General features: G+C 64.2%; 20 protein-coding genes. 19 read left to right on the top strand and 1 reads right to left on the bottom strand.

From position 1 onward, the window contains the following. The first annotated feature begins 147 nt into the window (after positions 1 to 147). The 19 genes from JKF87_RS04215 to JKF87_RS04125 all read left to right on the top strand — a co-directional run bounded on the left by JKF87_RS04215 (position 148) and on the right by JKF87_RS04125 (position 21,194). On the top strand, positions 148 to 735 hold the full coding sequence (locus JKF87_RS04215; RefSeq protein WP_244999641.1) for a response regulator transcription factor: 588 nt from the start codon (positions 148 to 150) through the stop codon (positions 733 to 735). A 270-nt stretch (positions 736 to 1,005) separates the two neighbouring features. Continuing rightward, on the top strand, positions 1,006 to 4,464 hold the full coding sequence (gene dnaE / locus JKF87_RS04210; RefSeq protein WP_201097601.1) for a DNA polymerase III subunit alpha: 3,459 nt from the start codon (positions 1,006 to 1,008) through the stop codon (positions 4,462 to 4,464). Positions 4,465 to 4,543: 79 nt separating this feature from the next. Beyond that, positions 4,544 to 5,140: a DUF4142 domain-containing protein gene (locus JKF87_RS04205; RefSeq protein WP_201097599.1), complete on the top strand. Its 597-nt coding sequence runs from the start codon at positions 4,544 to 4,546 to the stop codon at positions 5,138 to 5,140. A gap of 226 nt (positions 5,141 to 5,366) precedes the next feature. Next, the gene (rpsB, locus tag JKF87_RS04200) at positions 5,367 to 6,227 is read left to right on the top strand and encodes a 30S ribosomal protein S2 (RefSeq protein ID WP_201097597.1); all 861 of its coding nucleotides are present in this window, start codon (positions 5,367 to 5,369) and stop codon (positions 6,225 to 6,227) included. Between the two features lie 127 nt (positions 6,228 to 6,354). Next, entirely contained in the window at positions 6,355 to 7,296 is a 942-nt protein-coding gene (tsf, locus tag JKF87_RS04195; RefSeq protein ID WP_201097595.1) for a translation elongation factor Ts, read from the top strand. A gap of 127 nt (positions 7,297 to 7,423) precedes the next feature. Further along, a complete protein-coding gene (gene pyrH / locus JKF87_RS04190; RefSeq protein ID WP_201097593.1) occupies positions 7,424 to 8,158 on the top strand; it encodes a UMP kinase in 735 nt (244 codons plus the stop codon). A gap of 41 nt (positions 8,159 to 8,199) precedes the next feature. Continuing rightward, positions 8,200 to 8,757 (top strand): ribosome recycling factor, encoded by a 558-nt coding sequence (gene frr, locus JKF87_RS04185; protein ID WP_201097591.1) that lies wholly within the window; start codon positions 8,200 to 8,202, stop codon positions 8,755 to 8,757. A gap of 37 nt (positions 8,758 to 8,794) precedes the next feature. Next, the gene (gene uppS / locus JKF87_RS04180) at positions 8,795 to 9,574 is read left to right on the top strand and encodes a polyprenyl diphosphate synthase (protein ID WP_201097589.1); all 780 of its coding nucleotides are present in this window, start codon (positions 8,795 to 8,797) and stop codon (positions 9,572 to 9,574) included. Beyond that, positions 9,574 to 10,392 (top strand): phosphatidate cytidylyltransferase, encoded by an 819-nt coding sequence (locus JKF87_RS04175; RefSeq protein ID WP_201097587.1) that lies wholly within the window; start codon positions 9,574 to 9,576, stop codon positions 10,390 to 10,392. Before uppS ends, JKF87_RS04175 begins: the two co-directional genes overlap by 1 nt. Then, positions 10,389 to 11,585: a 1-deoxy-D-xylulose-5-phosphate reductoisomerase gene (dxr, locus tag JKF87_RS04170; protein ID WP_201097586.1), complete on the top strand. Its 1,197-nt coding sequence runs from the start codon at positions 10,389 to 10,391 to the stop codon at positions 11,583 to 11,585. Before JKF87_RS04175 ends, dxr begins: the two co-directional genes overlap by 4 nt. 24 nt (positions 11,586 to 11,609) lie before the next feature. Continuing rightward, on the top strand, positions 11,610 to 12,827 hold the full coding sequence (locus JKF87_RS04165; protein ID WP_201097584.1) for a M50 family metallopeptidase: 1,218 nt from the start codon (positions 11,610 to 11,612) through the stop codon (positions 12,825 to 12,827). Positions 12,828 to 12,856: 29 nt separating this feature from the next. After that, positions 12,857 to 15,286, top strand: a complete 2,430-nt coding sequence (gene bamA, locus JKF87_RS04160) for an outer membrane protein assembly factor BamA (RefSeq protein WP_201097582.1) — start codon at positions 12,857 to 12,859, stop codon at positions 15,284 to 15,286. Between the two features lie 32 nt (positions 15,287 to 15,318). Next, positions 15,319 to 15,894, top strand: coding sequence for an OmpH family outer membrane protein (locus tag JKF87_RS04155; RefSeq protein WP_201097581.1), 576 nt, complete (start codon positions 15,319 to 15,321; stop codon positions 15,892 to 15,894). Between the two features lie 25 nt (positions 15,895 to 15,919). Next, positions 15,920 to 16,933, top strand: coding sequence for a UDP-3-O-(3-hydroxymyristoyl)glucosamine N-acyltransferase (gene lpxD / locus JKF87_RS04150; RefSeq protein ID WP_201097579.1), 1,014 nt, complete (start codon positions 15,920 to 15,922; stop codon positions 16,931 to 16,933). Between the two features lie 2 nt (positions 16,934 to 16,935). Continuing rightward, entirely contained in the window at positions 16,936 to 17,400 is a 465-nt protein-coding gene (gene fabZ, locus JKF87_RS04145) for a 3-hydroxyacyl-ACP dehydratase FabZ (protein ID WP_201097577.1), read from the top strand. Then, the gene (gene lpxA / locus JKF87_RS04140; RefSeq protein ID WP_201097575.1) at positions 17,400 to 18,188 is read left to right on the top strand and encodes an acyl-ACP--UDP-N-acetylglucosamine O-acyltransferase; all 789 of its coding nucleotides are present in this window, start codon (positions 17,400 to 17,402) and stop codon (positions 18,186 to 18,188) included. The genes fabZ and lpxA overlap by 1 nt, the downstream gene beginning before the upstream one ends. Further along, a complete protein-coding gene (gene lpxI / locus JKF87_RS04135) occupies positions 18,185 to 19,024 on the top strand; it encodes a UDP-2,3-diacylglucosamine diphosphatase (RefSeq protein ID WP_201097573.1) in 840 nt (279 codons plus the stop codon). Before lpxA ends, lpxI begins: the two co-directional genes overlap by 4 nt. Further along, positions 19,021 to 20,199 (top strand): lipid-A-disaccharide synthase, encoded by a 1,179-nt coding sequence (gene lpxB / locus JKF87_RS04130; protein WP_201097571.1) that lies wholly within the window; start codon positions 19,021 to 19,023, stop codon positions 20,197 to 20,199. Before lpxI ends, lpxB begins: the two co-directional genes overlap by 4 nt. Before the next feature lie 2 nt (positions 20,200 to 20,201). Continuing rightward, the gene (locus JKF87_RS04125) at positions 20,202 to 21,194 is read left to right on the top strand and encodes an FUSC family protein (RefSeq protein WP_201097569.1); all 993 of its coding nucleotides are present in this window, start codon (positions 20,202 to 20,204) and stop codon (positions 21,192 to 21,194) included. Between the two features lie 78 nt (positions 21,195 to 21,272). Here JKF87_RS04125 and gltA read toward each other — a convergent pair whose 3' ends face one another. Next, the gene (gene gltA, locus JKF87_RS04120) at positions 21,273 to 22,574 is read right to left on the bottom strand and encodes a citrate synthase (RefSeq protein WP_201097567.1); all 1,302 of its coding nucleotides are present in this window, start codon (positions 22,572 to 22,574) and stop codon (positions 21,273 to 21,275) included. Between the last annotated feature and the right edge of the window lie 44 nt (positions 22,575 to 22,618).

The raw sequence follows: 22,618 nt of genomic DNA, 5'->3' as shown, positions 1-22,618 counted from the left end.
TTCGCAGATCAACCGGCCTTGTATTTTGTGCGCATGGAAAGTTTGGGACTCTCGACGTTTGATCCTGCAGCATCGAACGACCGCCTTCGCAAGTCGGGAGGCATGGGCGATGAGCAATCGACGGAGCGCGTTGCTCAGGGAACTGATGTGACCCAGGAAATCCTGGTGATCGACGACGACCCTGCGATCCTGGGCATGACGCTGCTCACATTCCGCGAGGCCGGATTTCAGGCGGTGGGTTTCACCGACCCGCTGGACGCCCTGATGTGGGCGTCGGATGCTGACCCGACCTGCATCGTCGTTGATCTGAAGCTGCCGGGCATCGAAGGGTTGGATCTGGTCGGCGCCTTCTGCGCCTTCGGGCGGCACGCGGTCATTCTGGTCAGCGCCTATGTCGATGTGCTGACGACCGTCGACGCCATGCGCCTGGGCGTCGACAATGTCCTGACCAAGCCCACCACGCCAGAACAACTGCTGGGCGCGGCGCGGCGGGCGCTGGACATCCTGGCCTCCATCCCACGGCAGGACACGCTGACATTCACGCGGCGCGAGCGGCAGGTGGCCGAGTATCTGGTTGCGGGCCGCACCACCAAACAGATCGCGCAGGCATTGTCGCTCAGTCCGCGGACTGTCGAGTTCTTCCGCGCCAGCCTGTTGCGCAAGACCCAGTCGCCGAACTCGGCGGCTCTGGCCTCGGCCTTGACGCGCATAGGGTTCACAGCGTCCGACGCTTGACGGGAACAAAATCGGAACATAGAACATTCCCGGAACACAGAAGTTGATCTGGGGATAAGCCGATGCCGCGTTTGATGAGGGATATGCTGTCGCTTGCGTCGTGCGGCGGCTTCGTCTGGATGGTCTGGCAGGCGGCTCTGATGGCCACGTCCGTCTGACGCTCCGACAGTCTGACCGTTTGACGCTCGCTTCTGCGACGCCATATCGGCCAAGCCGTTGGCGTGAGCGCCGAGTCGGCGTCTGATCCGGTCACAGACGAAGGAGCGAACAGTGAGTGCAGCAGAGGGTCAGGGTTTCGTCCATCTGCGCGTGCGCTCGGCCTATTCGTTGCTGGAAGGCGCGATCAAGGCGGGCAAGATCGGCAAGATGGCGGCGGACGCCGGCATGCCGGCTGTCGCGGTCGCGGACCGGGCCAATCTGTTCGGTGCGCTGGAGTTCAGTCAGGCCACAAAGGATTCCGGGGTTCAGCCCATTGTCGCCTGCGCCCTGCCTGTGTTCGGCATCGGAGGGCAGCTCAACGCCCGCTGGGCCAAGATGCCCACCGTCGTCCTATTGGCCCAGAACGAGGCGGGCTGGCTGAATCTGTGCGCCCTGTCGTCGTCCGCCTATCTCGACTCCGGCGAAATGCCCGAACCGGGCGTCGATTGGCGTCAGGTCGTGGAGCGGTCCGAAGGTCTGCTGCTGCTGTCGGGCGGGCCGGACGGTCCGGTCGATCCGCTGCTCGCGCAGGGTAAAAAGGCTGAGGCGGTCGAGGCGCTGGAGGCCATGAAGGCGGCGTTTGGCGACCGTTTCTACGTCGAACTGCAACGCCACGGGCTCGACGATGAACGACGCGCCGAGCCGGGATTGGTCGAATGGGCCTACGCCAATGACGTGCCGCTGGTCGCGACCAACGACGTCTATTACGCCAAGGCGTCGCAGGCGAAGTCGCACGACGCCCTGTTGTGCATCGCCGACGGCGCCTTCACAGGTCAGGAAGATCGGCGCCGGATTACGGGCGAGCACTGGTTCAAGTCCGCCGAGGCGATGCGCGAACTGTTCGCGGACCTGCCCGAGGCCTGCGACAACACCATCGACATCGCCCGGCGTTGCGCCTTCCTGGTCAAGACGCATGCGCCGATCCTGCCGCGCTTCGATACGGGGGCAGGGCGCTCAGAAGCTGATGAACTGGCGCATCAGGCGCGCGAAGGCCTGAAGGTCCGCCTGACCGAGGTCGAGGCCGCGGTTCCCGAAGAGGAATACTGGACCCGCCTGGAGTGGGAGGTCGGGATCATCCAGCAGATGGGTTTCCCCGGCTACTTCCTGATCGTGTCGGACTTCATCAAATGGGCCAAGGAGCATGGCATCCCGGTGGGGCCGGGGCGGGGCTCTGGGGCCGGTTCGCTGGTCGCCTGGTCCCTGACCATCACCGATCTTGACCCCCTGCGGTTCGGCCTGCTGTTCGAGCGCTTCCTGAACCCGGAACGGGTCTCCATGCCCGACTTCGACATCGACTTCTGCCAGGAGCGGCGGGAAGAGGTGATCGACTATGTGCAGGCCCACTACGGCAAGGACCGGGTCGCGCAGATCATCACCTTCGGCACCCTGCAGGCGCGGGCTGTGCTGCGCGACGTGGGGCGCGTGCTGCAGATGCCGCTGGGCCAGGTGGACCGGCTCTGCAAGATGGTGCCGAACAACCCGGCCAATCCGGTCACCCTGGCCCAGGCCATTGAGCTGGAGCCGCGCCTGAAAGAGGCGCGCGACGCCGAGGCTGCGGTGAAGACCCTGCTGGAGACAGCGCTGGAGCTTGAGGGCCTGTACCGCAACGCCTCGACCCACGCGGCGGGCATTGTCATCGGCGACCGTCCTCTGACGGAACTGGTGCCGCTGTATCAGGACCCGCGCTCCACCATTCCGGCCAGCCAGTTCAATATGAAGTGGGTGGAGCCTGCGGGGCTGGTGAAGTTCGACTTCCTGGGCCTGAAGACCCTGACGACCCTGGACCGCGCGCACGGCTATCTGTCGCGTCGCGGGCTGGCGCCGACCTGGAACCAACTGCCGCTGAATGACGCCAAGACCTACGAGTTGATGGCCTCCGGCCAGACGGTCGGCGTGTTCCAACTGGAATCTCAAGGCATGCGCGACACCCTGCGCAAGATGCGATGCAGCTCGATCGAGGAGATCACCGCGCTGATCTCCCTGTATCGGCCGGGCCCGATGGAGATGATCGACACCTATATCGACCGCAAGTTCGGCCGGGCCGAGGTCGACTATCTGCATCCGTCGCTGACCGAGGTGCTGACCGAGACCTATGGCGTCATCATCTACCAGGAGCAGGTGATGAAGATCGCCCAAATCCTGGCGGGCTACAGCCTGGGTGAAGCCGACCTTCTGCGCCGCGCGATGGGCAAGAAGAAGAAGGAGGAGATGGACTTCCAGCGCCTTCGCTTCGTCAAGGGCGCGCTGGAGAAGGATGTCCCCGAGGCCCAGTCCGGCTCCATCTTCGATCTGGTGGCCAAGTTTGCAGGCTACGGCTTCAACAAGTCGCACGCCGCCGCCTATGCGCTGATCTCGTTTCAGACGGGCTGGTTGAAGGCCAATCATCCGGTCGAGTTCTTCGCCGCATCGATGAGCCTCGATCTGTCGAACACCGACAAGCTGGCGGTCTTCTATCAGGATGCGCGGCGGTTCGAAGTGCCGGTCCTGGCGCCGGACATCAACCGCTCGTCCGCCGACTTCGACGTGGCCTGGGACGATGACAAGGGATCGGTGCTTTATGCGCTGGGCGCGATCCGCAACGTGGGCCTTGAGGCCATGAAGCACGTCATCGAGGTGCGCGAAACGGGCGGGCGTTTCCCCGACATCTTCGACTTCCTTGAGCGGGTCGATCCGCGCAGCGTCAACAAGCGGGCGCTGGAAGGCCTGGCCAAGGCGGGCGCGTTCGACAGCATCCATCCCAACCGCCGCCAGCTGGTGGAGCAGGCCGACATCTTGATGGCCTATTGCCAGAGCGTGGCGGCGGAGCGGGCGTCATCGCAGGTGTCGCTGTTCGGCGGCGATCAGGCGCACGCCGCGCGGCCGCGCCTGAAGAATGTCGACCCCTGGGTCGGTCCGGAACGCCTGGATCACGAACTGGCCGCTGTTGGCTTCTACCTGTCGGGGCACCCGTTGGACGAGATGACGACGGCGCTGAAGCGCAAGCGCGTCACCTTTGTCGCCGAAGCGATTCCGCTGGCGGAATCCGGTCACGAAGCCTTCCAGATGGCGGGCATGGTGCGGCGCAGGCAGGAACGCGCCAGCGCGCGCACCGGCGAGAAGTTCGCCTTCGTCACCTTCTCGGACCCCACCGGCGAGTTTGAATGCCTGTTCCCGCCGGAGCAGTTGCGCAAATGCCGTGAGGTGCTGGAGCCGGGGGCGTCCGTCATGGTGCGTGTGCGCGCCAAGTCGTCAGACGGGGAGGTGCGCTTCTTCGGTGATGACGCATCACGAATGGACAACCTGCTGGATGACGCCAACATCGGTCTGCGCATCCATGTGTCGGCCCGAACCGCGGACGCCGAGGCCTTGCGGTCGCGGTTGGAGAAGGCCCGATCCGGCGCGATCGGAAAGGGCGGGGAAGTGTCTCTGGTCGCCTCTCTGGATGGTCGTCAGGAGGTCGAGCTGAAACTGCCCGGACGCTATCGACTGGATGGCGCTTTGCGGGGCGCGCTGAAGTCGGCGCCCGGCGTCGTCATGCTGGAAGAAGCCTGAGGCACCGGCTCAATCGGTTGAATTTGGGAACTTCGCGGGGCGCTGAGAGGTTTGGGGAGTCCACAGGGAGACTACTCCAATGAAATATATCGCCATCGCCAGCGTCGCATCGCTGGCCCTGCTCGCCGCCTGCAGCCAGGGCGGAGACAGCGCAAAACAGAATGCAGCCGAGGCCATGAACGCCACGCAGGACGCCACATCGGGCGTTGTCGGCCAGACCTCGGCCGCCACAGTTGGCGCCAATACGGTGGGCGGTTTCGTCACCGGCCTGGCCACCGGCAATCTGTATGAGCTGGAGGCCGCCAAGGTGGCGGCTGCCAAATCCACCAGCGCTGACGTCAAGGCTTTGGCCGCCATGATCACCAAGGACCATACGGCCGCAGGCCAAAAGCTGGCCGAGGTTGCGCCGACGGCCGCGCCGGATGTGACTATTCCCACCGCCTTGGACGCACGTCGTCAGGGGCTGATCGACAATCTGAACGCCGCCACGCCTGGCGACTTCAACAAGGTCTATCTGGACCAGCAGATCGCCGCTCATAACGAGACGCTGACACTGCTGAACGGGTTTGAGGGCAATACGGATGCGCCAGCCCTGTCCGCCCTGGCTCGTGAACTGATTCCGACGGTCACGGCGCACCGGGATCGCGCCCAGACCCTGCGGGATGCAATCCGATAGGGACAGCTCAACGTCTTGGTGGAAAAGGCGGTCCAGAAATGGGCCGTCTTTTTCGTTGCGGACGAGCGGCGCTTGCCTTTCCGGCCTAACCCGCCTACATCGCGCGGGCATTTCGCAACGCGGGTGAGGCGCGCTTCGGGGAGACATCCCGATACGCACCATTCCGAGGGTCATCTGACCTTTAATCCCCCGCGCCACGTTTGATCGGAAAAAGGACTGAACGATCATGGCTTTGCCAGAATTCTCGATGCGCACCCTGCTGGAAGCAGGCGCTCACTTCGGCCACCAGACGCACCGCTGGAACCCGAAGATGGACCGCTACATCTTCGGCTCGCGCTCGAACATCCACATCATCGACCTGTCGCAGACGATGCCGCTGTTCCACCAGGCTCTGGTGGCCGTGCGTGAAGTCGCCGCCAAGGGCGGTCGCGTTCTGTTCGTCGGCACCAAGCGCCAGGCCTCTGAGCCGGTTGCTGAAGCCGCCAAGCGCTGCGCCCAGTACTACATGAACAACCGTTGGCTCGGCGGCACGCTGACCAACTGGCGCACCGTCTCGGGCTCGATCGCTCGTCTGCGTGAACTGGAAGCCATCCTCGAGAACGGCGGCGAAGGCCGCGTCAAGAAGGAGCTGCTGACGCTGCAGCGCGAGAAGGACAAGCTGGAGCTGTCGCTGGGCGGCATCAAGGACATGGGTTCGATCCCGGACATCATGTTCGTGATCGACACCAACAAGGAAGCGATCGCGATCCAGGAAGCCCGCAAGCTGAACATCCCGATCATCGCCATCCTGGACACCAACTCGGACCCGGACGGCATCACCTATCCGGTCCCGGGCAACGACGACGCCGCCCGCGCCATCCAGACCTACTGCGACCTGATCGCCGACGCCGTCTTGGACGGTCTGGCGGCTGGCGCTTCGGCCTCGGGAATCGACCTGGGCGCTTCGGAAGCCCCGGTTGAGCCGATGCTGCGCGAAGCCTCGGCTCCGGTTGCTGCTGAAGCTGCACCGGCCGGCACGGAAGGCGCTGCTGCTGAACTGGAAGCGGCTGCTGAACCGACCGTCGAAGCTGAGAAGGCTGAGGGCTGATCGCCCTACGGTCTTCTTAGGTGCTAAAGCCTAGCGCCAGGAAAGAAGGCCGTGCGTTGAACTGACACACGGCCGGGCTAAAGCAGCCCGGCCGTTCCCACATCGAAATCCCCCCAAGGAGAAGAACATGGCCGAGATCACTGCCGCCCTCGTGAAGGAACTTCGCGAGCGTTCGGGCGTCGGCATGATGGACTGCAAGAAGGCGCTGGTCGAAAACGACGGCAACATCGATGCAGCAATCGATTGGCTGCGCGCCAAGGGCCTGTCCAAGGCCGCCAAGAAGGCAGACCGCGTCGCCGCTGAAGGCCTGGTCGCTGTCGCGTCGAAGGAAGACGGCAAGGGCGAAGTCGCCGCCGCCATCGAATTCAACGCCGAAACCGACTTCGTCGCCCGTAACGAACTGTTCCAGAACGCCGCCAAGTCGTTCGCCCAACTGGGTCTGGAGCACCACACGGTCGAAGCCCTGCACGGCGCTGAACTGGAAGCCGGCAAGACGGTCCAGGACGAAGTGACGAACATGATCGCCACCATCGGCGAGAACATGCAACTGCGCCGCGCCGCCCGCCTGTCGGTGGAAGAAGGCGTGGTTTCAACTTACGTCCACAATGCTGTCTCGCCGGGCGTTGGCCGCATCGGCGTGTTGGTCGCCCTGGAAGGCGAGGGCGACAAGACCGCTCTGCGCGAACTGGGCCGCAAGATCGCCATGCACGTCGCCGCGACTGCTCCGCTGTCGCTGAACACGGACGATCTGGATCCGGCTGCGATCGAAAAGGAACGCACCGTCCTGACCGAGAAGGCCAAGGAAGAAGGCCGTCCGGAAAACATGATCGCCAAGATCGTCGAAGGTCAGATCAACAAGTTCCAGAAGGACGTGGTGCTGTCCAAGCAACCGTTCGTCATGGATCCGGACGTGACCATCGAACAGCTGGTCGCCAACTCGGCCAAGGAGCTGGGCTCCTCCAACCTGCACCTGGCCGGCTTCGTCCGTCTGGCGCTGGGCGAAGGCGTCGAGAAGGTTGAAGGCCCCGACTTCGCGTCGGAAGTCGCCTCCATGATGGGCGGCAACTAAGCCTCTATCCCCTCATTCGTGAGGGATTTGCATCAGAAGGGCGCGTTCGGCTTTGATGGCTGACGCGCCCTTCGTCTATAAGAAGTCGCCTGATTCAATGGCGCCGCAGTAAAACGGAACCCCCCGCATGCCCGACGCCCCCGCCAACTTCCGCTACAAACGCGTGCTGTTGAAGGTTTCTGGTGAAGTCCTGATGGGCGACCAATCCTTCGGCGTCGACATGGCGACCGTGGATACGGTGGCCAAGGCCGTGGCGCAGGTGGCGGCTGAGGGCGTTGAGATCTGCCTGGTGATCGGCGGCGGCAACATTTTCCGCGGCCTGTCCAAGGCGGCGGCGGGCATGGAGCGCGCCCAGGCCGACTACATGGGCATGCTGGCGACCATCATGAACGCCCTGGCGATGCAGTCGGCGCTCGAGAAGATCGGCGTGTCGACCCGCGTGCAGAGCGCCATTCCCATGGCCGCCATCGCTGAACCCTACATTCGCCGCCGCGCCCTGCGTCACCTGGAAAAGGGACGCGTGGTGATTTTCGCCGCAGGCGTGGGCGCCCCCTTCTTCACGACCGACTCGGGCGCAGCCTTGCGCGCGGCTGAGATGGGCTGCGACGCCCTGCTGAAGGGCACCAGCGTCGACGGCGTCTATACCGCCGATCCCAAGAAGGATCCGACCGCGACCCGCTATGAAACCCTGACCTATCAGGATGTGCTGGCCAAGGATCTGCGCGTCATGGACGCCTCGGCCATCGCCATGATGCGCGACACGGGCATTCCGATCGTGGTCTTCTCGATCCGGGAAGACGATTCACTTCGCCGGACCCTGACGGGCGAAGGCACGTTCACGGTGATCAAGGACGCTGCCTGAGCAGCCCGAGAGACCTGACAGAGACAAGAGAGACCTAGACGATGGCCAAGCCTGAACTGAAAACCTACCGCGACCGCATGGACAAGTCGGTCGCCGCCCTGAAGGAAGAATTCAGCGGTCTGCGCACCGGCCGCGCCAATGCCGGGCTGCTGGAGCCGGTACGTGTCGAGGCCTATGGCTCGGCTTCGCCGCTGACAGCGGTCGCCGCAGTCAGCGTGCCGGAACCGCGCATGATCTCGGTCAACGTCTGGGACAAGTCGATGGTGGTCGCCGTCGAAAAGGCCATCCGCAACGCCAACCTGGGCCTGAACCCTATCGTCGATGGTCAGACACTGCGCATCCCGGTTCCGCCTCTGACGGAAGAGCGCCGCAAGGACCTGGTCAAGCTGGCCGGCAAATATGCCGAACAACAGAAGATCGCCGTGCGCAACGTCCGTCGCGACGCCAACGACGACTTCAAGAAGGCTGAGAAGGGCGGCGAAATCAGCCAGGACGAACAAAAGAAGCTGGAAACCGATGTCCAGAAGGAAACGGACGCGGCTATCAAGCGCATCGACGAAGCCTTGAAGACCAAGGAACAAGAGATCATGCAGGTCTGAGGCGAACCGGCTTGGCGCGGAAGGAAACTCACAGCAGATGACGGCCGCGCCTACAGGTTCGGAGACCGCAGTGATCGGTGTCGATGGCCCACGCCCGCATGGTCCGCGCCATGTCGCGATCATCATGGACGGCAACGGCCGCTGGGCGAAGGCGCGCGGTCTGCCGCGCGCAATCGGCCATCGTGAAGGCGTCCAGGCGCTGAAACGCACCATCCAGGCTGCGCCCGACTATGGCATTGAATGCCTGACGGTTTTCGGCTTTTCGACCGAGAACTGGAGCCGTCCAGAGGACGAGGTGTCGGATCTGATGGGTCTGGTCCGCACCTATCTGGCCAGCGACCTGACGCGGCTGGAGAAGGCGGGAGTGCGTCTGCGCATTCTGGGGCGTCGCGCAGGCCTGCCGTCCGACATCGTTGCGATCATCGACAAGGCCGAGGCTCAGACGGCGCACAACACCCGCTTCCTGTTGCAGGTCGCCTTCAACTATGGCGGGCGGGCCGATCTGGTGGACGCGGCGCGTCGCCACTCGGAAAAACTGCTGGCTGGTGAAACGATCGAGCCGATCAGTGAACAGACGTTTGAGACGGGATTGGCGACCGCGGGCTCGCCTCCGCTCGATCTGATCGTGCGGACGTCAGGTGAAAAACGCCTGTCGAACTTCCTGTTGTGGGAAGCCGCCTATGCCGAACTGGTGTTCCAGGAGGTTCTGTGGCCCGATTATGGACCCAAGGCGCTGGCAGAGGCGGTCGCCGCCTTTGGCGAACGTGATCGCCGCTACGGCGGACGTGACGTCGTTCCTGCGCGGGCGACGGGCTGATGGCGGTCAAGGGGCGTGACATTGCGTTGCGGGCGGCTTCCGCCGTCGTGCTCGCGCCTGCGGCGGTGGCGGCGACCTGGGCGGGGGGCGTCTGGTTCCTGGGCCTGATGGTCGCAGCCTGCATCGTTCTGGCCTTTGAATGGGCGGCGATGAGTGCGCCGCATGCGCGTCGCGTGATGGGCGGCGCTGTGTCGTTCGGCGTCGTCGCTGCGGTGATTAGCGCGCATTTCGGCGCCATGTCCGTCGCCTTTGTCATGCTGGTGTTCGGCGCAGTTGCAGCGGGCGTCTATGCGCGCAGCCGGGGGCAGCAGGCGCTGGATGCGTCCTACGGTGTTCTCTATCTCGGCTGGCCAGCAGTTTTGCTGATCTGGCTGCGGGCGGTCGACAGCCCGGTCGGCCTGCACTGGACGGTGCTGGTGTTCGCGGTGGCCTGGTCTGCCGATATTCTGGCCTATCTGGCGGGTTCGACCCTTGGCGGACCAAAGCTTTGGCCGCGTTTTTCGCCCAACAAGACGTGGTCAGGCTTCATCGGGGGGCTGGTCGCCGGGACGATCGCAGGCGCGGTCATGACGGCCTGGGTCGATATGGGGCGTCTGACGATCTTCTGGGGCGCGGCGCTGGGGTTGGCCGCCGCGCTGGCGACCATGGGCGGCGACCTGTGGGAATCGGCGCTGAAGCGGCGGTTCGGGGTCAAGGATGCGGGCAATACCATTCCGGGACATGGCGGATTGCTGGATCGGGTTGACGGGCTGATGTTCGCCGTCGTCGTGGTCGCGGCCGGGCGTCTGGTCGTGCTGATGCTTGAGCGTGCGGCATGATCCGTCGTCGTGTCACAGTTCTGGGTTCGACAGGCTCTGTCGGATCGTCGACGCTGGACCTGATGGAGCAGGCGGAGGCCACGGGCACGGGGGCTTTTGAGGTTGAGGCGTTGACGGGCGGCGCCAACATCGGCCGTCTGGCCGAACAGGCGCAGCGCTGGAAGCCAAGGCTGGCGGTGACGGCAGACCCAGCCAGACTGAACGATCTGCGCGACGCCCTGGCCGGAACCGGGATTCAGGTCGCGGCGGGCGAGGCCGCCATCGTCGAAGCGGCCACGCGTCCAAGCGATTGGATCATGGCGTCCATCGTTGGCGCCGCTGGTTTGAAATCGGCCTGGGCGGCGGCGGACACCGGCGCGATCCTCGCCTTGGCCAATAAGGAGAGCCTGGTCTGCTGCGGCCCGGCCCTTATCGAGCGCGTCGGACGGGCAGGGGGCAAGTTGATCCCTGTCGATTCCGAACATTCGGCCATTTTCCAGGTCTTCCCCGCAGACGCGCCGGAGCGCGTGTCGAAACTGGTGCTGACGGCGTCGGGCGGACCCTTCCGTCAGGTTTCGCGTGAGCGGATGGCGTCGGCGACGCCGGAACAGGCGGTCGCGCATCCGAACTGGAGCATGGGGGCCAAGATTTCGGTCGACAGCGCCACCATGGCCAACAAGGGCCTGGAGATGATCGAGGCGGCCTATCTGTTCGGCATGACCGAAGATCGGATCGACGTGGTGGTCCACCCGGAATCAATCATCCACAGCCTTGTGGAATATGTGGATGGTTCGACCCTGGCCCAAATGGGTGCGCCGGACATGCGCACGCCCATCGCCTGCGCCTTGGCCTGGCCCGAGCGGATCGCCTGGCCCGCACCCAGGCTGGACCTGCCTGCGCTGGGTCGGCTGACGTTCGAGGCGCCGGATGTGGAGCGTTTCCCGGCGCTGGATCTGGCGCGTCAGGCGCTGAAAACGGGCGGGGCGGCGCCTGCCGTTTTCAACGCCGCCAACGAGGTGGCGGCCTTCGCCTTCCTTGACCGGAAGCTGGCGTTTCTCAATATTGCCGCAGTCGTCGCCGAAACCCTTGAACGTGCGACAAAAGCGGGGATGGTCTTCGGCTCTGGAGATGCCTGCGGCGCGGCCCTTTCGGTCGATGCCGAGGCGCGTCAGTTGGCCAGGTCCATCATCGCCGGACTTGCGAATGCGGCCTGATCGGCCGGGGGAGACGATTTTCGAATGCTAGGCGCCCTGGGTCAGGTTCTGATCTATATTGTACCATTCCTGCTGGTGCTGACGTTCATCGTCACCATCCATGAACTGGGGCATTTCCTGGTGGCCCGCGCCTTTGGCGTGAAGGTTGACCGTTTCGCTGTCGGTTTCGGCAAGGCGATCTTCAGCCGTGTGGATCGGCACGGCATCGAATGGCGGCTGGGTTGGATTCCGGCGGGCGGCTACGTGAAATTCTCGGGTGATCTGGATGCGGCCAGCGTTCCGGATCAGGCGGGTCTTGCCGAACTGCGTCAGCGGCTGATCGCCGAGAAGGGGCCGGGCGCAGAGCGCGACTATTTCCATTTCAAGCCGGTCTGGCAGCGTGCGCTGATCACCGTCGCGGGACCGGTCGCCAACTTCATTCTGGCGATTGTCATCTTCGCTGCCACCTTCATGGCGCTGGGCGACGTCATCATGCCAGCGCGCGTCGCCCAGGTTCAGGAAGGATCGCCAGCGGCTCTGGCGGGCTTCCAGCCGGGCGACCTGATCACGGGCGTGAACGGACGCACGATCCAGAGCGGATCCGATGTGACCCAGACCGTGATGCTGAGCGCCGGTGATCCGGTCCGGTTCACGGTCGAGCGCGGCGCCCAGACGCTGGAGCTGGTCGCGACGCCGGAACGTCGCACGGAAGATGACGCGGTTGCAGGCCGCATCAAGGTCGCGCGCATCGGTCTGGGCCTGGGCGCCAGCCGCGCGGACATCCGCTATATCCGCTATGGCCCGATTGAAGCGGTCGGGGCGGGCGTACGCCAGGTCGGCAGTGTTCTGAGCTCGACCCTGACCTATCTGGGCCGCATGGTGACCGGACGTGAATCCGGCGACCAGTTCAGCGGACCGCTGGGAATCGCCAAGGTCAGCGGCTCTCTGACCAACGAAGTCGTCAAGGCCAGCCCGGATCCCAAGGCGGCCGCAATCAACCTTTCGCTGACTCTGGTTCGCCTCGCTGCCATACTTTCGATCGGAATCGGCTTTCTAAACCTATTGCCCATCCCTGTGCTGGACGGCGGCCATCTGCTTTTCTACGGCTATGAAGCTGTGGCGCGCAGACCGGTGTCGGCGCGGTATCAGGAGATTGGCTATCGCGCAGGCCTTGCGCTTCTGGCGGGATTTATGTTGTTCGCGACGTGGAACGACCTACAGAAGCTCAACATCTTTCAATTCCTCGGCGGGCTCGTCTCGTGAGCCGACGCCAGCCCCCGATGGTTTCACGAATGAACGACATGACCTCTCGCGCCGCCGTCCGAATGGGCGCCCGCTCCAGCCTTCTGGCATTGACTGTGGCCGCCGGCCTCGGCGCACCCGCATTCGCCCAGTCTGCGCCCGCCCAGCCAGCCCCTGCGCCCGCTCAGGCCGCGCCTGCTGACGGTGCGACGCCGACAGTGCAGATGGCCGCGCCTACAGGCGTGCAGATCAACCGGATCGTGGTTCAGGGCGCACAGCGCATCGACCAGACGACGGTGCTGTCCTATCTGCCGATCCGTCCAGGCGACACGGTCGACGCGGGCGTGCTGGACGTCGCCGTCCGCACCCTGTCACGCACGGGCCTGTTCGCCGATGTTCAGCTAGGCGTCCAGAATGGCGATCTGGTCGTTCAGATCGTCGAGAACCCGATCATCAACCAGGTGGTGTTCGAGGGAAACAAGGCGGTCTCGCTCGACAAACTGACCAAGGAAGTGACGCTGAGCCCGCGCGGCATCTACACGCGGGCCAAGGTTCAGGAAGACGTCGGCGCCATTGTCGAACTGTACCGCCTGCAGGGTCGTATCTCGGCGACGGTCACGCCCAAGCTGGTCCAACTGGAGCAGAACCGCGTCGATGTGATCTTCGAAATCGACGAAGGTCCCAAGACCGGCATCAGCGCCATCAACATCCTGGGCAACCACGCCTATTCGGACCGCGATGTGCGCGGCGTTATGGTGACCCAGCGCACCCAATGGTGGAAATTCTTCTCCAGCAACGACAACTTCGACCCGAACCGGCTGGAGTATGATCAGGAGCAGCTGCGGAAATTCTATACGAACCGCGGCTATTATGATTTCCGCATCGTGTCGTCGGTCGCTGAACTGCAGCCGGACAACCAGGCGTTCCAACTGACCCTGACGCTGGACGAAGGTCACAAATACACCTTCGGCGAAGTGAAGGTCGTCACCGAGAATGATCGCCTGAACGCCGCCTTCCTGGAGCGCCTGATCCCGATCCGCTCGGGCGCCCTGTACGAAAGCGATAAGATCGAAAGCGCCGTTGACGCCCTGACGTTCGCGGCGGGTTCGGCCGGTTACGCCTTCGTCGACATCAATCCGACCTATCGCGCCAATCCTGAAACGGACAAGGTCGACGTGACCTTCAACGTGTCGGAAGGCCAGCGCGTCTACATCGACCGCATCAATGTGGTCGGCAACACCCGCACCATCGATCCGGTCATCCGCCGCGAACTGATGCTGACGGAAGGCGACGCCTTCAACCGCGCCCTGATGGAGCGGTCGCGCAACAATCTGCGAGCGCTGGGCTTCTTCAAGGACGTGACGATCCAGGAAGAGCGCGGCAGCGCGCCTGACCGCTCGGTCATCAATGTCGCCGTGCAGGAACAGCCGACCGGCGAACTGTCCGTCGGCGCGGGATTCAGCTCGGTCGACTCCTTCACGGTCAACCTGGGCATCTCGGAACGCAACTTCCGTGGACGCGGCCAGAACGTGGTGTCGCGTCTGGAATGGGGTTCGCTGCGCCAGCAGATCGACTTCCGCTTCACAGAACCGAAATTCCTGGGGCGTGACCTGCGCGCTGGCTTCGACCTGTTCCACTCGCGCTACGATCTCAGCAAGTATTCGTCGTATGACTACCGCTCGACCGGCGGCGGCGTGCGCCTGTCCTATCCGCTGAACGGCAACATGCTGCTCAGCACCCGCTACTTCCTGAAGAGCGATGAGATCATCGTGCCCTACAATTATTGCGGCACGGCTGGCCTTGGATCGTCGGCGCTATGCGATCAGATCGGCAGCTATCTGAACTCGTCCGCAGGCTACACCCTGCAGGTCAACTACACGAACGATCCGGTCCGTCCGACGCGCGGCTGGGCTGGCTCGCTGCGTCAGGACTTCGCCGGCATCGGCGGCGACGTGAACTACGTCAAGACCGAAGCAGACGCCTCCTGGTACTATGGCATCACGCCCAAGTGGATCGTCAGCGTCATGGGGCAGGCGGGCTATGTCACGGGCTGGAACGGCGATCCGATCCGCATCAACGACCGCTTCTTCAAGGGCGGCAACAGCTTCCGCGGCTTCGAAACAGCCGGCATGGGGCCGCGCGACCTGACCACGCGTGACGCCCTGGGCGGCAACTTCTACGCCATCGGCACGGTCGAAGTGACCCTGCCGAATTATCTGCCCGAACAGTACGGCATCAAGACCTCGCTCTTTGCTGACGTGGGTACGCTGGGCGGTCTGGATGATCGCTACAAGCTGACCTCGACGGGTACGACGAACGCGAATATCGTTGACGAAATGGCGCTGCGGGCATCGGCCGGCGTCAGCATCCACTGGAAGTCGCCGATGGGTCCGATCCGCTTCGACATCTCCAAGGTCCTGGCCAAGGAAGACTACGACAAGACCGAATCCTTCCGCTTCTCGACCTCCACTCAGTTCTAAACAGCGGCGAAATCCGTCCGCACGAGGGTAAAATGAAAGCTCTGATCATCGCCGCTACGGCTGCGGCATCGCTTGTTTCCACTGCTGCTCTTGCCCAGCAGGCCGCGCCGCAAAACCCGGGTCCGGTCATTCCGGGCGTCTGCACCTATTACAACGCCCGTCTGCTGGCGCAGTCGTCGGCTGGTCAGGCTGTCGAAACCCGCATGCAGCAGCTGGCGCAGGAAGTTCAAGGTGAACTGCAGCCCTACGCCACCGCGATCCAGACCGAAGCGACGGCCCTGCAAAGCGGCGGCGCCAGCATCCCGGCTGACCAACTGAACCAGCGCCGCCAGCAACTGCAGCAGCGCGCTCAGGAAGCCCAGCAACTGGAAGCCACGCGCGAAAACGAACTGCGCTACACTCTGGGCACGCAACGCCAGAAGATCACCGAAGCCGTCTCGCCGATCCTGACGGCCCTGTACCAGGAGAAGGGCTGCGGCCTGCTGCTGGACCGTGAAAGCGTCTTCATGATGAACCCGGCCATGGACCTGACGGACGTCGCCATCCAGCGTCTGAACGCCGCCCTGCCGACCCTGACGTTCAACCGCATGCCGGTGCCGGCTCAGTAAGCTTCTGGCTGCTGAAAAGGAAACAATGCCCGATACTCGCTTCTTTCAGACCCTGCCGTCCCTGACCGTCGCCGAACTGGCGGCGCAGATCGGAGGCGCGGTCGAGAGGGGCGGGGATCGGTCCATCGCCTCGGTCGCGCCTCTGTCATCCGCTGACAGGGGCGCGATTGCGTTTCTGGGTGATCGCAAGTTCGCCAATGCCCTGGCGCAAACCCAAGCGGGATGTGTGATCGTGCCGCCAGAAGCGGTTGAGGCCGCACCCGCCGAGGCCTCGGTCATCGTCTCACGCACGCCTCAGGCGTCATGGGCCAAGGCCTCGTTGCTGCTGCATCGCGCCATCACGCTCGACACCGCAATCACACCGCAGGATGCGGCCGAGGACGACAGCGTCGTCATCGAGCCGGGCGTGGTCCTGGGGATGGGCGTGCGCATCGGCCGTGGCTCGCGCATCTGCGCCAATACGGTGATCGGCCCAGGCGTGCAGATCGGGCGCGACTGCGTGATCGGTTCGAACGTCACCGTCAGCTTCGCCCTGATCGGGGATCGGGTGAAGCTGTATGCGGGGGCACGCATCGGCGAGGCGGGGTTCGGCGCGACCGGCACGGCTGCCGGTGTCATGGATATTCCGCAACTGGGCCGCGTCATCCTGCAGGACGGGGTGACGGTCGGCGCCAACAGCTGCATCGACCGCGGCGCCTATGATGACACGGTCATCGGCGAGAACACCAAGATCGATAACCTGGTCATGGTGGGCCACAACTGCGTCATTGGCCGCAACTGCCTGCTAGTCGCCAACACCGGGATCTCCGGCTCCGTGACCGTGGGTGACAATGTCATATTCGGCGGCAAGGCCGGGATCGGCGATCACATCACCATCGGCGAAGGCGCGCGTGTCGCAGCAGGGGCTGGCGTGCTGGCCAATATCCCGGCGGGTGAAACCTGGTCTGGTTATCCCGCGCGCCCGATCCGTCAGTTCTTGCGCGAAACCGTCTGGCTCGCCAAACAGGCCTCTGCAAAGAAGGCTCCAAAGGAATCATAGGGATGAGTGACGACGGCAAGATCGACTACGCCGAGGTTATGCGGCGGCTGCCGCATCGCTATCCTTTCCTGCTGGTGGACAAGGCTGAAGACTTCACGCCCGCGACCTCCATCGTCGGCATCAAGAACGTCACGCATAACGAGCCGTTCTTCCCCGGCCACTTCCCGATCGATCCGGTGATGCCGGGCGTTCTGATCGTCGAAGCCATGGCCCAGACCGGCGCGCTTCTGATGTCCAAGACGCTGGACGTGGCGGTGGCGGACAAGGTCATCATGTTCATGTCCATTGACGGCGTTCGCTTCCGCAAGCCTGCGCGTCCGGGCGATCAGTTACGCATGGAGGTCAAGGTGATCCGCGCGCGTGGCGACGCCTACAAGTTCCGTGGCGAAACCTTCATCGACGGCAAGCTGGCCGCAGAAGCCGAATTCATGGCCATGGTCGTGACCGTGCCGGAGCCCGCCGCCTGATGACCATTCACCCGACCGCCATCATCGACGCCTCCGCCCGTCTTGCCGACGGCGTCGTTGTCGGGCCGTGGAGCACGGTCGGGCCGAATGTCGTCCTGTCGGCAGGCGTGCGGCTGGTCAGCCATGTCGTGGTCCAACAGGATACGACGGTCGGCGAAGGCACCATCATCCATCCGTTCGCCGTCATTGGAGGTGATCCCCAGCATAATGGCTATAGGGGCGAGCCGGTGCGGCTTGAGATCGGAGCCAACAACCAGATCCGCGAGCACTGCACTTTCAATCGGGGCACGCCGCAAGGAACCGGGGTGACGGTGATCGGCTCGAACAATCTGTTCATGACCGGCGCCCACGTCGGCCATGACTGCGTTGTCGGCGACAATGTCGTCATGGCCAATAACTCCACGCTGGGCGGTCATGCGCACATTGGCGACAAGGTCTTCCTGGGCGGTCTGTGCGCCGTGCACCAGAACGGCCGTGTGGGGCAGGGGGCGATAATCGGCGGTCTGGCCGCCGTAACGCGCGACGTCATCCCCTATGGCTCGGCCTGGGGTAATCATGCGCGCTTGCGGGGGCTGAACCTGATCGGGCTCAAGCGCAAAGGCTATGGCAAGGATCAGGTTCGACGACTGCTGGCCGCCTATCGCGATCTGTTCGAAGGTCAGGGCGAGTTCGCCGGGCGCATCGATGGCGTGGCGGCGGCCTATTCCGACCTGCCCGAGATCATGGAGATCATCGCCTTCATCCGTGACGGCGGGCGACGTCCGCTGTGCCTGCCGAACGCGGAATGAGCGTCAGCGGAAAGCTGGGCCTGATTGCTGGCGGCGGCGATTTGCCGGCGGCGGTGGCGGCGCGGTGTGATGCGGAAGGCCGCGCGGTGTTTGTGGTGCGGTTGGCGGGATTCGCTGACCCGCACCTGATACGTTGGCCCGGCGATGAGTTCGGCATGGCGCAGATCGGGGCCATTCTGAAGACGTTGAAATCGGAAGGCTGCACATCCGTCTGTCTGGCGGGCATCGTCAATCGCCCTGACTTCAAGACGTTGAAGCCCGATCTTAAGGGCGCGTCTCTGTTGCCCGGCATCATTGCGGCGGCGACGAAAGGCGACGACGCCCTGTTGCGCAAAATTCTGTCGGTGTTCGAGGCCGAAGGTTTCGCCGTCGAAGGCGCCGATGACATTCTGGGTGGCGAGACTCTTCCGTCAGGAGCGCTGGGGCGTGTAAGTCCGACAGCCGAGCAACTATTCGACCTGAAGAAAGCGCTTCATGTCGCTGAAAAATCAGGTGAACTTGATATTGGACAAGGCGCGGTCGTCGTTGACGGCCTGGTGCTGGCCGTTGAAGCCCAGGAGGGCACCGACGCCATGCTGGCGCGCGTCGCTGGACTGCCTGCCGATCTGCGCGGCAGTTCTGCTGAACGGAAGGGGGCGCTGGGCAAGGCGCCCAAGCCGATCCAGGATCTGCGCGTGGACATGCCTGTCATAGGCCCCCGGACGGTCGAACTTGCTGCGGCGGCGGGCCTGGCGGGCATCGGCGGTCTGTCTGGTCATTTGATCCTGATTGACCGCGCCGCCATCATCGCGACAGCGGATCGGCTTGGGCTGTTCGTTTGGGGGGAAGTTCGATGAGCCGTCCTCTGAAAGTGATGCTGGTCGCAGCTGAAGCCTCCGGCGACGCACTTGGCGCGGGTCTGGCGAAAGCGTTGAAGTCGCGTCTGGGACCGGACGTCGTCTTCGTCGGCGTGGGCGGGCCCAAGATGGCGGAACAGGGCGTCGCCAGCCCGTTCGACATCGCCGAACTGTCCATCCTGGGCTGGATTGAGGGCTTGCGGGCCTATGGCAAGGTCAAGGCGCGCGTGGCGGAGACCGCGGCGCTGGCTGCGCGTGAAAAGCCCGACGCCGTGGTGCTGATCGACAGCTGGGGCTTCACCATCCGCGTGGCCAAGGCGATCCGGGCGGCGCAACCGAACGTGCCTTTGATCAAATACGTCGGACCTCAGGTCTGGGCGTCCCGACCGGGGCGGGCCAAGACGCTGGCGGGGGCGGTGGACCACCTGCTGGCCCTCTATGGCTTCGACGCCCTCTGGTTTGAGCGAGAGGGTCTGCCGACGACGGTTGTCGGGTCGTCCGCGCTTCATGTCGATATGAGCCACGCCGACGGCCCGGCGTTTCGGGCACGGCGCGGCATTGGGCCAGAGCCTTCGCTGCTGCTGGTCCTGCCCGGCAGCCGTCCCAGCGAAATCAACCGCATGACGCCTGTATTCGAAGCGACCATCGCAAGGCTGAAGAGCGCCGATCCCGGTCTGGAAGTGGCCGTGGTCGCAGCCGGAACTGTGGCCCAGGACGTCGCGGCCCGCGTCGCCGCCTGGCCCTTCCGGGTTCATCTGATCGATGAGGCCGAGAAATACGACGCCATGCGTGCCGCCAATGCGGCCTTGGCCACCAGCGGAACGGTTTCGACTGAACTGGCCCTTGCTGGCGCGCCGATGGTGATCGCCTATCGGATCGACGGCCTCAGCTATCTGCTGATGAAGCGTTTGGTGACGGCCAAGCACATCACCCTGTTCAACATCGCCGCCGACCAGCGGATCGCGCCGGAGTTCATTCAGGACGAGGCGACGCCTGATGCATTGGCCAAGGCGGTGGGCAGGCTGTTGGCTGATCCGGTCGCCGCAGCGGAGCAGGCGGCGCAGCAGACGGCGGCGCTGGACCTGATGGGGCGCGGCGGTCCGGATCCGTCTGATCTGGCGGCAGACGCTGTCCTGCGGGTGATCGCCGCCAAGGCGCAGGTGGCGCGAGGCTGACGATGGCGCGGCTGCTCAGTCCCCGTCATGCTTCCGAGGTCCGCGCGGCCCTGCAGATGGCGGTCGGCGCGACAGTCTCCCTCTATCTGGCGACGTTTCTGCAGTTGCCGCATCCGTACTGGAGCGTGATCTCAACCATCGTCGTCATCCAGGCCAGCATCGGCGGCGGCGTGCTGACTGTCGCGCGTGACAGGGCGCTGGGCACTGTAACCGGCGCCTTTGTCGGCGCGGCAGTGGCCTTTGTCCGGCCGGCAGGCATGGAGGGGTTGGCCGGCGCCATAGCCGTATCAACGGCGGCCTTGGCCTTTTTGGGCGCAGGACGACCCTGGCTGAAAATCGCACCTGTGACCGCAGCCATCGTGATCGCAGGCGGCAGCGGCGTCGACGGCCCGGCCTCGCTGGCGCTGGATCGCGTCATGGAGATTCTGGTCGGCAGCGGCGTCGGCGTGGTGTCCATTCTGGCGCTGTTTCCCAGACATGCGCGGCAGCATTTCCGTCTTCAGGCGCGCGACGCAGCAGGAGAGGCGGCTGCGCTTCTGGCGCTGGTGCTCAAAGCAGATGATCGCGACCGGGTCGAAATCCGCAAGCGTCACGCCGATCTGAAGCGGCGCTTGGATAAGCTGGATACGGCGGCCAAGAATGTCATCGACCTGCCTGGACCACAACGCGAGACGGCCGACCGTGCGGCTCTGGCGCGGGCTTTCTGGCGGGTTCGAAGCGACATCGTGATCCTGGGGCGCGGCTTCCAGGCCGATGGAGCGTCGGGGCGTCTGGGCCCCTGGTCGAGGGACGCAAATCGCGCGGTTGAAAGGTTGGAGGCCTTATCGGTCGGCAAAGCGACCGATCCGATGGGACCGTTGGACGCGACCCTGGCTCTGTCGGTCGCGGTCGAGGGCGATGACATGGTTCTGGGCGCAGCGGCCATCGGACTGGCGCATATGCACCGCGATCTGGATGACCTGGCAGAGCGGTTCAAGGATTTGCGGCTGGTCTGACCCGCGCTGCATGATGAGCATAGAAAAACGCCGGGGCGACTGCCCCGGCGTTTTGCATTTCTGACCATGATGGGTCGATCAGCCGCGCTGATCGATGGCCACGTAGTCGCGCTCGGTCGGGCCGGTGTACAGCTGACGCGGGCGGCCGATCTTCTGCGACGGATCCGCCATCATTTCCTGCCACTGAGCGATCCAGCCCACGGTGCGGGCCAGGGCGAACAGGACGGTGAACATGGTGGTCGGGAAGCCCATCGCCGACAGGGTGATGCCCGAGTAGAAGTCGACATTCGGGAACAGCTTGCGCGAGGTGAAGTATTCGTCCGACAGGGCGACCTTCTCCAGCTCCTTGGCGACCAGGAACAGCGGATCGTTCTCACGGCCCGTTGCGGCCAGCACTTCATAGGCCGACTGCTGCATGACCTTGGCGCGCGGGTCGTAGTTCTTATAGACGCGGTGTCCGAAGCCCATCAGCTTGAACTTGCGGTCCTTAACACCCTGGATGAACTCAGGAATCTTATCGGGCGTGCCGATTTCCTTGAGCATGTTCAGCGCTTCTTCGTTGGCGCCGCCGTGCGACGGGCCCCACAGGCAGGCGATGCCGGCGGCGATACAGGCGAACGGGTTGGCGCCCGACGAACCGGCCAGACGAACGGTCGAGGTCGAGGCGTTCTGCTCGTGGTCGGCGTGCAGGGTGAAGATGCGGTCCATGGCGCGAACCAGGGCCGGATCGACGTGATAGTCCTCGGCCGGCACGGCGAAGCACATGCGCAGGAAGTTTTCGGCGTACGACAGGTCGTTGCGCGGCGAGATGAAGGGCTGGCCGACGTGGTACTTGTAGGCGCGGGCCGCAATGGTCGGCATCTTGGCGATCAGGCGGATGGCCGAGATGTCGCGCTGCACCGGATCATGGATGTCCAGGCTGTCGTGATAGAAGGCCGACAGGGCCCCGACGGTGCCGACCATGATCGACATCGGGTGAGCGTCGCGGCGGAAGCCCTCGAAGAAGCGGTCGAACTGGGCGTGCAGCATCGTGTGGGTGGTGATGCTGTTTTCGAACTTTTCGAACTCTGCGGCGGTCGGCAGTTCGCCGTGCAGCAGCAGGTGGCACACTTCCAGGAAGTTCGATTTCGACGCCAGTTGGTCGATCGGATAGCCGCGGTGCAGCAGCACGCCTGCGTCGCCGTCGATGTAGGTCAGCGCCGATTCGCACGCCGCCGTCGAGGTGAAGCCGGGATCGAAGGTGAAGGCGCCCGTACCCGCATAAAGCTTGCGGATGTCGATGACGTCCGGGCCGGTGGAGCCCGAAAGGACCGGAAGCTCGATGGTCTTGTCCTCGAAGGACAGGGTCGCCGAGCCGGCGGTTTTGGCTTGTTCAGTCATGAATGCCCCTTTGCATCATACGTCCAGGCGCGGGGAGGCGTCGG

The organism is Brevundimonas nasdae (genome assembly GCF_016654005.1).
Classification (GTDB): Bacteria; Pseudomonadota; Alphaproteobacteria; order Caulobacterales; family Caulobacteraceae; genus Brevundimonas; species Brevundimonas nasdae.
The sequence above is the reverse complement of the archived record's forward strand: the minus strand, read 5'-3'. Positions and strand labels throughout refer to the sequence as shown.

What these genes read in the sequence shown, in the direction of transcription:
- JKF87_RS04205 (WP_201097599.1), top strand. Translation starts at nt 4,544, where the DNA reads ATGAAATATATCGCCATCGCCAGCGTCGCATCGCTGGCCCTGCTCGCC.
- rpsB (WP_201097597.1), top strand. Translation starts at nt 5,367, where the DNA reads ATGGCTTTGCCAGAATTCTCGATGCGCACCCTGCTGGAAGCAGGCGCT.
- tsf (WP_201097595.1), top strand. Translation starts at nt 6,355, where the DNA reads ATGGCCGAGATCACTGCCGCCCTCGTGAAGGAACTTCGCGAGCGTTCG.
- pyrH (WP_201097593.1), top strand. Translation starts at nt 7,424, where the DNA reads ATGCCCGACGCCCCCGCCAACTTCCGCTACAAACGCGTGCTGTTGAAG.
- frr (WP_201097591.1), top strand. Translation starts at nt 8,200, where the DNA reads ATGGCCAAGCCTGAACTGAAAACCTACCGCGACCGCATGGACAAGTCG.
- uppS (WP_201097589.1), top strand. Translation starts at nt 8,795, where the DNA reads ATGACGGCCGCGCCTACAGGTTCGGAGACCGCAGTGATCGGTGTCGAT.
- JKF87_RS04175 (WP_201097587.1), top strand. Translation starts at nt 9,574, where the DNA reads ATGGCGGTCAAGGGGCGTGACATTGCGTTGCGGGCGGCTTCCGCCGTC.
- dxr (WP_201097586.1), top strand. Translation starts at nt 10,389, where the DNA reads ATGATCCGTCGTCGTGTCACAGTTCTGGGTTCGACAGGCTCTGTCGGA.
- JKF87_RS04165 (WP_201097584.1), top strand. Translation starts at nt 11,610, where the DNA reads ATGCTAGGCGCCCTGGGTCAGGTTCTGATCTATATTGTACCATTCCTG.
- bamA (WP_201097582.1), top strand. Translation starts at nt 12,857, where the DNA reads ATGAACGACATGACCTCTCGCGCCGCCGTCCGAATGGGCGCCCGCTCC.
- JKF87_RS04155 (WP_201097581.1), top strand. Translation starts at nt 15,319, where the DNA reads ATGAAAGCTCTGATCATCGCCGCTACGGCTGCGGCATCGCTTGTTTCC.
- lpxD (WP_201097579.1), top strand. Translation starts at nt 15,920, where the DNA reads ATGCCCGATACTCGCTTCTTTCAGACCCTGCCGTCCCTGACCGTCGCC.
- fabZ (WP_201097577.1), top strand. Translation starts at nt 16,936, where the DNA reads ATGAGTGACGACGGCAAGATCGACTACGCCGAGGTTATGCGGCGGCTG.
- lpxA (WP_201097575.1), top strand. Translation starts at nt 17,400, where the DNA reads ATGACCATTCACCCGACCGCCATCATCGACGCCTCCGCCCGTCTTGCC.
- lpxI (WP_201097573.1), top strand. Translation starts at nt 18,185, where the DNA reads ATGAGCGTCAGCGGAAAGCTGGGCCTGATTGCTGGCGGCGGCGATTTG.
- lpxB (WP_201097571.1), top strand. Translation starts at nt 19,021, where the DNA reads ATGAGCCGTCCTCTGAAAGTGATGCTGGTCGCAGCTGAAGCCTCCGGC.
- JKF87_RS04125 (WP_201097569.1), top strand. Translation starts at nt 20,202, where the DNA reads ATGGCGCGGCTGCTCAGTCCCCGTCATGCTTCCGAGGTCCGCGCGGCC.
- gltA (WP_201097567.1), bottom strand. Translation starts at nt 22,574, where the DNA reads ATGACTGAACAAGCCAAAACCGCCGGCTCGGCGACCCTGTCCTTCGAG.